The 8,740-nt window shown below is 29.9% G+C and carries 9 protein-coding genes; 7 read left to right on the top strand and 2 right to left on the bottom strand.

Annotated features, from left to right (window positions below):
* The 5 genes from Q0O83_RS11430 to Q0O83_RS11410 all read left to right on the top strand — a co-directional run.
* Positions 1–1,114: FAD-binding protein (locus Q0O83_RS11430; protein ID WP_294097213.1), on the top strand; the 1,114-nt coding region annotated here is incomplete at its 5' end.
* Between the two features lie 123 nt (positions 1,115–1,237).
* Positions 1,238–2,152 carry an N-acetylmuramic acid 6-phosphate etherase gene (gene murQ, locus Q0O83_RS11425; protein ID WP_294097212.1) on the top strand — a complete coding sequence of 305 codons (915 nt, stop codon included), beginning with the start codon at positions 1,238–1,240 and terminating at the stop codon, positions 2,150–2,152.
* Between the two features lie 21 nt (positions 2,153–2,173).
* The gene (locus tag Q0O83_RS11420) at positions 2,174–3,538 is read left to right on the top strand and encodes a PTS transporter subunit EIIC (RefSeq protein ID WP_294097211.1); all 1,365 of its coding nucleotides are present in this window, start codon (positions 2,174–2,176) and stop codon (positions 3,536–3,538) included.
* Positions 3,539–3,561: 23 nt separating this feature from the next.
* Entirely contained in the window at positions 3,562–4,632 is a 1,071-nt protein-coding gene (locus tag Q0O83_RS11415; RefSeq protein WP_294097209.1) for a MupG family TIM beta-alpha barrel fold protein, read from the top strand.
* Between the two features lie 24 nt (positions 4,633–4,656).
* Complete coding sequence (locus Q0O83_RS11410; RefSeq protein WP_294097207.1) at positions 4,657–5,511, top strand: MurR/RpiR family transcriptional regulator; 855 nt, start codon at positions 4,657–4,659, stop codon at positions 5,509–5,511.
* A 61-nt stretch (positions 5,512–5,572) separates the two neighbouring features.
* Here the strand turns inward: Q0O83_RS11410 and Q0O83_RS11405 are convergent, their stop codons facing one another.
* Together Q0O83_RS11405 and Q0O83_RS11400 are read right to left on the bottom strand one after the other, a co-directional pair.
* Entirely contained in the window at positions 5,573–6,685 is a 1,113-nt protein-coding gene (locus Q0O83_RS11405; protein ID WP_294097205.1) for an alpha/beta hydrolase, read from the bottom strand.
* Between the two features lie 133 nt (positions 6,686–6,818).
* Positions 6,819–7,709, bottom strand: coding sequence for a LysR family transcriptional regulator (locus Q0O83_RS11400; protein WP_294097201.1), 891 nt, complete (start codon positions 7,707–7,709; stop codon positions 6,819–6,821).
* A 149-nt stretch (positions 7,710–7,858) separates the two neighbouring features.
* Here Q0O83_RS11400 and Q0O83_RS11395 point away from each other — a divergent pair, with 149 nt between their 5' ends.
* Together Q0O83_RS11395 and Q0O83_RS11390 are read left to right on the top strand one after the other, a co-directional pair.
* Positions 7,859–8,431: a sugar O-acetyltransferase gene (locus tag Q0O83_RS11395; RefSeq protein WP_294097199.1), complete on the top strand. Its 573-nt coding sequence runs from the start codon at positions 7,859–7,861 to the stop codon at positions 8,429–8,431.
* Positions 8,432–8,520: 89 nt separating this feature from the next.
* Positions 8,521–8,740: NAD(P)-binding domain-containing protein (locus tag Q0O83_RS11390; protein ID WP_294097197.1), on the top strand; the 220-nt coding region annotated here is incomplete at its 3' end.

The raw sequence follows: 8,740 nt of genomic DNA, 5'->3' as shown, positions 1-8,740 counted from the left end.
GCTACTTTTAACATGTCGTAACTTTTCATTACGAAACGTGTCGCACTATGAAAATAATCTATATCCAGAAGATGTTGATGGAATAGGGCATATAGTTGCTTTAGATGCTGGTGCAAAAGTAACGAATATGGAATTTATTCAATTTATTCCAGCATTTATAACACCTAAGTATAATACACTTTATGGAGAACATACGGCTAAATATGTTACAGGAATGTATGATTTATTTGGAAAATTGATATATCCAGGAATAGAAAATAGTGACACAAAAAAAATGTGGGAAGAAAGAAGCGAATATGCACCATTTAGTTGTGATTTTAAAAGTTCTGAGATAGATTTAACTATGATTGAATCTATAAACAATAGTAATAAAGGTGTCGAATTAAAATTTAGTAAAGATTTATATAAAGATTCAGGAGAGTTTTATGTAGTTTATTTAAAATGGTTAAAAGAAATTATGGGAATAGACATGTGTAGAGATAAGATTGTACTTGCTCCATTTGCTCATGGTTGTAATGGTGGAATTTTAGTTAGTGATAGTGGAGAGACTTGTGTAAATGGATTATATGCAATTGGTGAGTTATCATCAAGTGTAGAGGGTGCAAATCGTTTGGGTGGAAATTCTGTTGGAGGAGCTTTAGTTTTTGGAAATAGAGCCGTATTAAAAGCTAAAAAGTATATTGAAAAATTAGATATTCAAAAGTTTGATACTGATAAAAACTTAAAAGAATTTACAAAATGGTTAGATGAAATCTTACCTTTTCAAACTCAAGTCAATGAAATAAAGAGTAGAGATGAGATTATTTTAGAATTAAAAAAAATTATGGGGGCACATGGTGGGATAAAAAGAGATGCTAAAAACCTAGAAGATGGGATTTTAAAATTAGAAAATTTGAAACAGTATTTCAATTATGATAAGGAGACTAAATTTGATTATATTGATATATATTTAAAAATTGAAGTTGCAAAATTACTTTTAAAATCAATGTTAGAAAGAAATGAAAGTAGAGGAGCTCATTATAGAGAAGATTATCCTAAAAGAGATGAGAATATCTATAGAGTAGTTATTACAATGAAAAATAACAACTTAATTATAGATAAAATAAGAGTTTAAAAAGCAAAAACAAGAAACGTTATTTCTTTTTATAAAAAAAATATTGAAATAACGTTTTAAAAGTGATATTATGATTTTATAATAAGAAAGTGATTTAAACTTTTACATTTTGGAGGGATAATAGTGGAAAAAGACAGATTAAATTTAAAAAGTTTAACAACGGAGAGTAGAAATCAAAATACTTTAGATATAGATAGAGTTTCTACAATTGAAATGGTAAAAAAAATAAATGATGAGGATAAAAAAGTTGCTGAAGCAGTAGAAAAAGAGTTACCGCAAATTGCTGAAGCTATTGATGGAATTGTTGAGAGATTAAAAAAAGGTGGAAGGCTTATATATATTGGAGCGGGTACATCAGGAAGACTTGGAATTTTAGATGCATCAGAGTGCTCACCGACGTATGGTGTTTCAGAAGAGTTAGTTCAAGGAGTAATAGCTGGTGGACAAGAAGCCATATTTAGAGCCCAAGAGGGTGCTGAAGATTCGGAAGAGTTGGCTATTAATGATTTAAAAGAAAAGAATATAACAAAATTAGATGTGATAGTAGGATTGGCTGCATCAGGTAGAACCCCATATGTAATAGGTGGATTAGAGTATGCAAACGAAATAGGAGCACTTACAATTTCAGTAACTTGTAATGCTAATTCTCTAGTAGCTAATACAGCTCAAATAGCTATCTCACCAGTAGTAGGACCAGAGGTTGTAACAGGATCAACAAGATTGAAGTCAGGAACAGCTCAAAAATTAGTTTTGAATATGCTATCAACTGGTTCAATGATAAAATTAGGAAAAGTTTATGGGAATCTAATGGTTGATGTGCAGTCAACAAATGAAAAGTTAGTTGAAAGAGCAAAGAAAATAGTATCAGAAGCAACAGGGGTAGATACAGATATCGCAGCAGAATATTTAAATGAAACAAAATCAAATGTAAAATTAGCAATATTTATGATTTTGTCAAAATTAAGTTTAGATGAAGCAAAAAATAAGTTAGAAAAACATGATGGTTATATTGCAAAAGCTTTAAATGATTTAAATTAATATTGATAAGGGGAGATAAAGATGACAAATAAAGAGATTGCTCAAGGCTTAGTTGGTTTAGTTGGTGGAAAAGAAAATATATTATCTGTTCAAAGTTGTATGACTCGTTGCAGATTAGAGCTTAAAGATTATTCAAAAATCAATATGGTTTCTCTTGAAAAATCAGAAGGAGTTTTAGGAGTTGTTGAAGCTGAAGGACAGCTTCAGGTTATATATGGTCCTGGAAAAGTTAGTAAAGTGACAGCAGAAGTAAAAAATTTAACTAAAATAAATGAAACTAAATTTGGTGAGGATGCTGTAAAGGAAACAAAAGAAAAACTTAAATCAAAAAATGATACAGCTGTAAAAAATATTTTGAAAAAATTAGGAGCAACATTTATTCCTTTGATACCATTATTTGTTTCATGTGGATTGGTTTTAGCAATAAATAATATAGCAGGAGTATATTTTGGTGATGCATACAAACTTACAACAACAGCAAAAATAGTTTCTCTTATAGGAAGTAGTGTATTTTCAATACTCTCTGTTCTTGTGGGTGTGAATGCAGCTAAAGAGTTTGGTTCTCAAATGCCTATGATGGGTGGAGTTCTTGGAGGTATTTTATCTTCATCTGCTTTAGCAGGAATAACTCTTTTTGGTTCTCAATTGACTCCAGGTAGAGGAGGAATTATATCTGTAATTTTGGTTGTTGTTATAGCTTGTTACATAGAGAAATCATTGAAAAAAATAGTACCAGATGTTTTAGATCTATTTGTAACACCACTTTTAACTTTAACAATATCAGTTATGGCAGCCTTATTAATTTTACAACCAATTGGTGGATTTATATCTGATTCTATAGGAGTTATTATAGGTCAAACATTATCATCACAGAATATCCTTATCTCTGTTTTATCAGGAGCTATTTCAGGAGCTTTATTCCTACCTTTAGTTATGACAGGAATGCATCAAGCGTTGACACCGATTCATGCTGATTTGATAAGCAATGTTGGATACACAGTTTTACTTCCAGTTCTAGCAACTAGTGGAATGGCCCAAGTAGGAGCAACAATTGCTGTTTATAGAAAAACAAAAAATGAAAGATTAAAGAAAATAGCTAAAAATGGATTAATAGCTGGATTCTTAGGGATAGGAGAACCTTTGATATATGGGGTTACATTACCACTAGGAAAACCATTTACAGCAGCATGTTTAGGTGCTGGTGTTGGTGGAGCAGTTATGGCATTTTTCAAAGTTGGAGCTGTCGCTATGGGAGTTTCAGGATTACCTTTAGCATTATTGATAGCTGATGGTAAAATGTTTGTATTTTTAATAGGAGTTGTAGTTTCTTACATAGCTGGGTATATATTTACAGGAATGCTAGGATTTGATGATCCAACTGAATAATAATTAGATTAAAGGAGAAAAATATGTGCTTTGGATTTTCAGTATATTTTGGTTTAGATAATACAAAAGAGGAAAATATTGAATTGTTAAAATCAGCTTATAAATTAGGATTTACTAGAATTTTTTCATCTTTACATATTCCAGAAGCAAACTATGAAGTTTTAAAAACCGAAGTTAAAGATTTTTTTAAACTAGCTAAAGAGTACAATATGGATATAATAAGTGATATATCTCCAAATACATTTAAGTTTTTAGAGCTAGAAAATATGGATTTAAAAGGATTAAAAGAACTTGGGGTTAAAACTATAAGAATAGATTTTGGTTATACGGTTGAGGAGATATCAACTATGAGTAAGAATGATTTTGATATAGGAATACAACTCAATGCTTCAACAGTGACAAAAGAATTTTTAGAGGAGTTAGATAAATTAAATCCTGATTATAAGAATATAGATGCTCTTCATAATTTTTATCTAAGAGTTAATACAGGGATATCTGAAGAGTGTATGATTCAAAAAAATAATCTTTTAAAAGATCGTAAAATAAAGATATCAGCTTTTGTTCAATCCAACAACAGAAAAAGAAGTCCAATGAAAGATGGACTTCCTACCTTAGAAGATCATAGAGGAATAGAGGTTAAAGTTGCTGCAAATCATCTTTTTGCAATGGGAAATGATGGTGTATTTATAGGTGATTCTTTACCAAGTATGAAAGAGTTAGAAGAGCTTTCATCATTGAATAAAGATGCAGTAGAGTTAAGAATAAAACTGAAAACAGGGGAACAGACATGTATAGAGTTATTAAAAAATATATACTCATCAAGAACAGACTCTGCTAGAGATGCTATTAGAGCAAATGAAAGTAGATTGCTTTTAAATGAGAAAAAAATAAAAGCCGATAACACAAGTGATAAAAAATATGGAGATATAACAATTGATAACTCTGGCTATTTTAGATATATGGGAGAACTTCAGATAGTTTTATCAAATCTTAAAGAAGATGAAAGAACAAATGTGGTAGCATCTATTTTACAAGAAGACCTTTATCTGTTAAAATATATAAAAGATGGCAAAAGATTTTATTTTAAAATCTAATGAGCATCTGTATATTTGTAGGAAGTGATTAAATTGAATATATTGGAATATTTAAAGCAAAACTATAATAGTTTTACAGATAGAGAAAAATTAATATCAAAATATTTTCTTGAAAATGAAGAGAGTATTATAAAATTATCAGCTAAAGAGATTGGAGATTTAACAAAGACTTCAGCACCTACAGTTGTGAGATTTTCAAAAAAATTAGGATTTTCAAGCTTGAATGAGTTAAAATTAAGTTTAAAACTTAGTTCTAATGAGATAGAAAAAAATTCAAGATTCGAATATTTAGATAAAGATTTAAAAACAAAAGATATTATATATGGTGTAAAAGAATCCATAGATAGTGTTATGGAGAAAACTGTAAAGCTGATAGATGAAAAAGATCTAGATAAAGCAATTAATCTTTTGATAGATGCTAAAAATATTTATATATATAGTATCGGTGTTTCTGGATTGGTTGGACTTGATTTTTACTATAAATTAAATAGAATTAATAAAAGATGTACTCTTCATACAGATACACATCTTCAAATAACCTCTTCTGTATTGATGGAGCCAGGGGATGTAGCAGTAGCAATATCATATTCTGGAGAGACAGCTGAGGTATTGACTTGTGTAGAAAACGCTCGAAAAAATAAAATACCAATTATTTCGATAACTAAAGCTAGTGTAAATAATGAGCTAGAAAAACTTTCAGATATAACTTTAAAGATACCTTTTGTAGAAAAATCTTTGAGAGAGGGAGCAATGAGCTCTAGAATTTCTCAACTGGCTATAATAGATATGTTGTTCATAGGTATTGCAAGAGATAACTTTGAAGAGATTGAGAAAAAACTTATTGTTACAAGAGAGGCTGTTAAAAAATTAAGAAAATAAAAAAGGTAGGCTCTAATTCACTAGAGCCTACCTTTCTTATTTTGTATACTATATTTGTAAATTATTTTAAATTAGTTTTAAAGAAGTTTTCTAACTTATCAAATGGAATCTTATTCATATCAAAGTATAAATCTACATGATTAGCATTAGGAACAACAAATAACTCTTTAGGCTCAGCAGCAGCTTTATATGCATCTTCACTGAAGTAAAGAGAGTGAGCATTTTCTCCAGCAACAAATAGTATTGGACGAGGTGATATCTCATCAATATATGTTAATAGAGGGAAGTTCATAAATGATAAAGGCATTGTAGCATTCCATGCAGAGTTTGAGTTTAAAGAGTTTTTGTGATATCCTAATTTTTCACGGTAGTAATCGAAGAACTCTTTTAAAACTGGATGTGGATTTTCAGGTAAATTTTCAGGTAGTATACGGTTTTCTCCTGGTAAAATATTTCCATTCTCATCAACAAAAATATCATGAGGTCCAGTTGCAAAAGTTCCATTAGCAGCATCTACCCAACGCTGTTCATTTAAATAGTTTAAAACAGCTTTACGTTGTGCAAGATCGTAACGATCTTTTCCATCTCCAACACCATGTCCCATAGCACGACTCATATCATACATAACAGACGTAGCAACAGCTTTTATTCTTGTATCCATAGCAGCAGCACTTAATCCCATTCCACCAAATCCACAGATTCCAATAACTCCAATACGCTCACGGTCAACAAAAGATTGTAATCCTAAAAAATCTACAGCAGCACTAAAGTCTTCAGTATTTATTTCAGGTGATGCTAAATTTCTAGGTTCTCCTCCACTTTCACCAGTATATGATGGATCAAATGCGATTGTAACAAATCCACGCTCAGCCATTGTCTGTGCATATAATCCAGATGATTGCTCTTTCACAGCTCCAAATGGTCCACTAATAGCAATTGCAGGTAATTTTTGCCCAGTAATATTTTTGGGCATGAATAAATCTCCAACTAAAGTTATACCGTAACGATTTTTAAATGTTACTTTTTTATGGTCTACTTTATTACTTTTTTGGAAAACTTTATCCCAAGTAGTCGTAACAGTAACATCATTCATTTTTACATCTTTTGCCATAACCACTTCTCCTCCTAAATTTAAAACCAAAACACTCATAAGAGTTAAAAATATTTTTTTCAATTTAACCTCCATTAATATAAATATTTAAAAATCTAATTATTGATTTAAAGATATTATATAATATGAGCTTTAACATATCTAATACTTATATCGAATACCCTTTAATGCTTTTAAAGCATATAATTTTTTAGATTTATTTTTGATTAAATTCAATTGCTAAAAACTCTAGGAACTTTGCAGCAGCTTTAGAGAAGACTTGATTCTTTTTCCAAATTATATCTAAATTTACTTCTAAAATAGGGCTAAGTGGCTTAAAACATAAAGTACTTTCGCAGGATGTATTTACAAGCTTATCTAGACAAAGAGCGTATCCGAAACCTTCATCAACCATAAGAGATGCATTAAAAACAAGATTATATGTTCCGACTATATTAAGTTTACTAAAATCTTTTATTCCCCATCCTGCTATTTGGTTTTCAACTAAAGATTGATTAGATACAATAAGTGGTATATTTTCTAAATCATTTATTTTTATATATTTTTTAGAGGCCATAGAAGAGTTTTTTTTCATAAGTAATCCCCAGATATCTGTTGTTGGAAACTTTAAATAGTTATAATTTTCTAAACTAGCTGGTCCAATTAAAACTCCAAAATCCAATAGTCCATTATCTAGTTTTTCAGTGATGTCATCTGCATTTCCACTATATAAATGAAAATGAATATTGGGATATTGCTTTTGAAGTTTAATCATAGTTTTGGCAATAAATCTCATAGAATCGGTTTCGCCACCACCAATATATATATCACCACTAATCTCTTCACTTTGAGTTTTAAACTCCATCTCTGTTCGTTCAGCTAGTTCTACAATCTCTTCAGCTCTCTTACGAAACCTAATACCATCCTCTGTTAAAGTAATTTTTTTATTTTTATTCCCACGTACTAAAAGTTTAGTTCCGAGTTGATCTTCAAGATCTATGATTTGTCTTGAAAGTGTTGGTTGAGTTATATATAAAGTTTCAGCGGCTTTTATAATACTTCCTTCTCTTGCTATTGCTAAAAAATACTTTAAAATTCTAAGCTCCATTCATACCTCCTAAAATTATTTTGGTAAATTATATAATATTTTTATATGCTTTTCAAGCATAATGATATATTTAAAATAGGTATTTGTTATTCTAAATATATTTTGATAAAGTATATTTAAATAATAAAATAGAGTTTATGGAGGTACATATGACATTAGAAAATTTTTTAAAATATATGAATAGTGGAAAAGAGGTTGTTGCGAATTCAGATGTGCATAGATGTATGATTAATTTAACACAAGAGGTTTTGAAGTTAACTTCAGAATTAAATAATAAATATCATACAGCCGAAGAGGTTCGTAAGATATTTTCTAAAATAATTGGAAAAAAGGTTGATGACTCGTTTGCACTATTTCCACCATTTCATACTAACTGTGGAAAAAATATTACAATAGGAAAAGATGTATTCATCAATTCAAATTGTCAGTTTCAAGATCAAGGGGGAATAAAAATAGGAGATGGGACTTTGATTGGTCCAAATGTTGTTTTAGCAACATTAAATCATGGAATAGAACCAGAAAAAAGAGGAAATCTGTATCCGAAACCGATAGAGATTGGAAAAGGAGTTTGGATAGGTGGAAATGTTTCAATTTTACCAGGAGTTACTTTAGGAGATAATGTTATAGTTGCAGCAGGAGCAGTTGTTACAAAAAACTTTCCACCTAACTGTATAATTGCTGGTGTCCCAGCTAAGATTTTAAAATTCATTGATAATAAATAGAAAAATTATAAATGTATTCTTGTATTAAAAAGCAAATTCCTTTATACTACTGCTATAGAACTGATTAAATAATAGGGAGAATAAAAAAAATGCAGAAAAAGGATTTAAATTGGGGAATTTTAGGAACGGGAGTAGTTGCTAACGAAATGGCTGTAGCTTTAAAAAAAGCTGGGAAAAAAATATATTCAGTAGGAAATAGAACACACAGTAAAGCCCTTGAATTTGCACAAAAATATGAGATTGATAAAGTTTACGATAATTTTAATGGTGCGACACGTTTCGTAATGAAAAGTTACGACATGTTAAAAG

The sequence above is a fragment of the uncultured Cetobacterium sp. genome (assembly GCF_945952365.1).
GTDB lineage: Bacteria > Fusobacteriota > Fusobacteriia > Fusobacteriales > Fusobacteriaceae > Cetobacterium_A.
The sequence above is the reverse complement of the archived record's forward strand: the minus strand, read 5'-3'. Positions and strand labels throughout refer to the sequence as shown.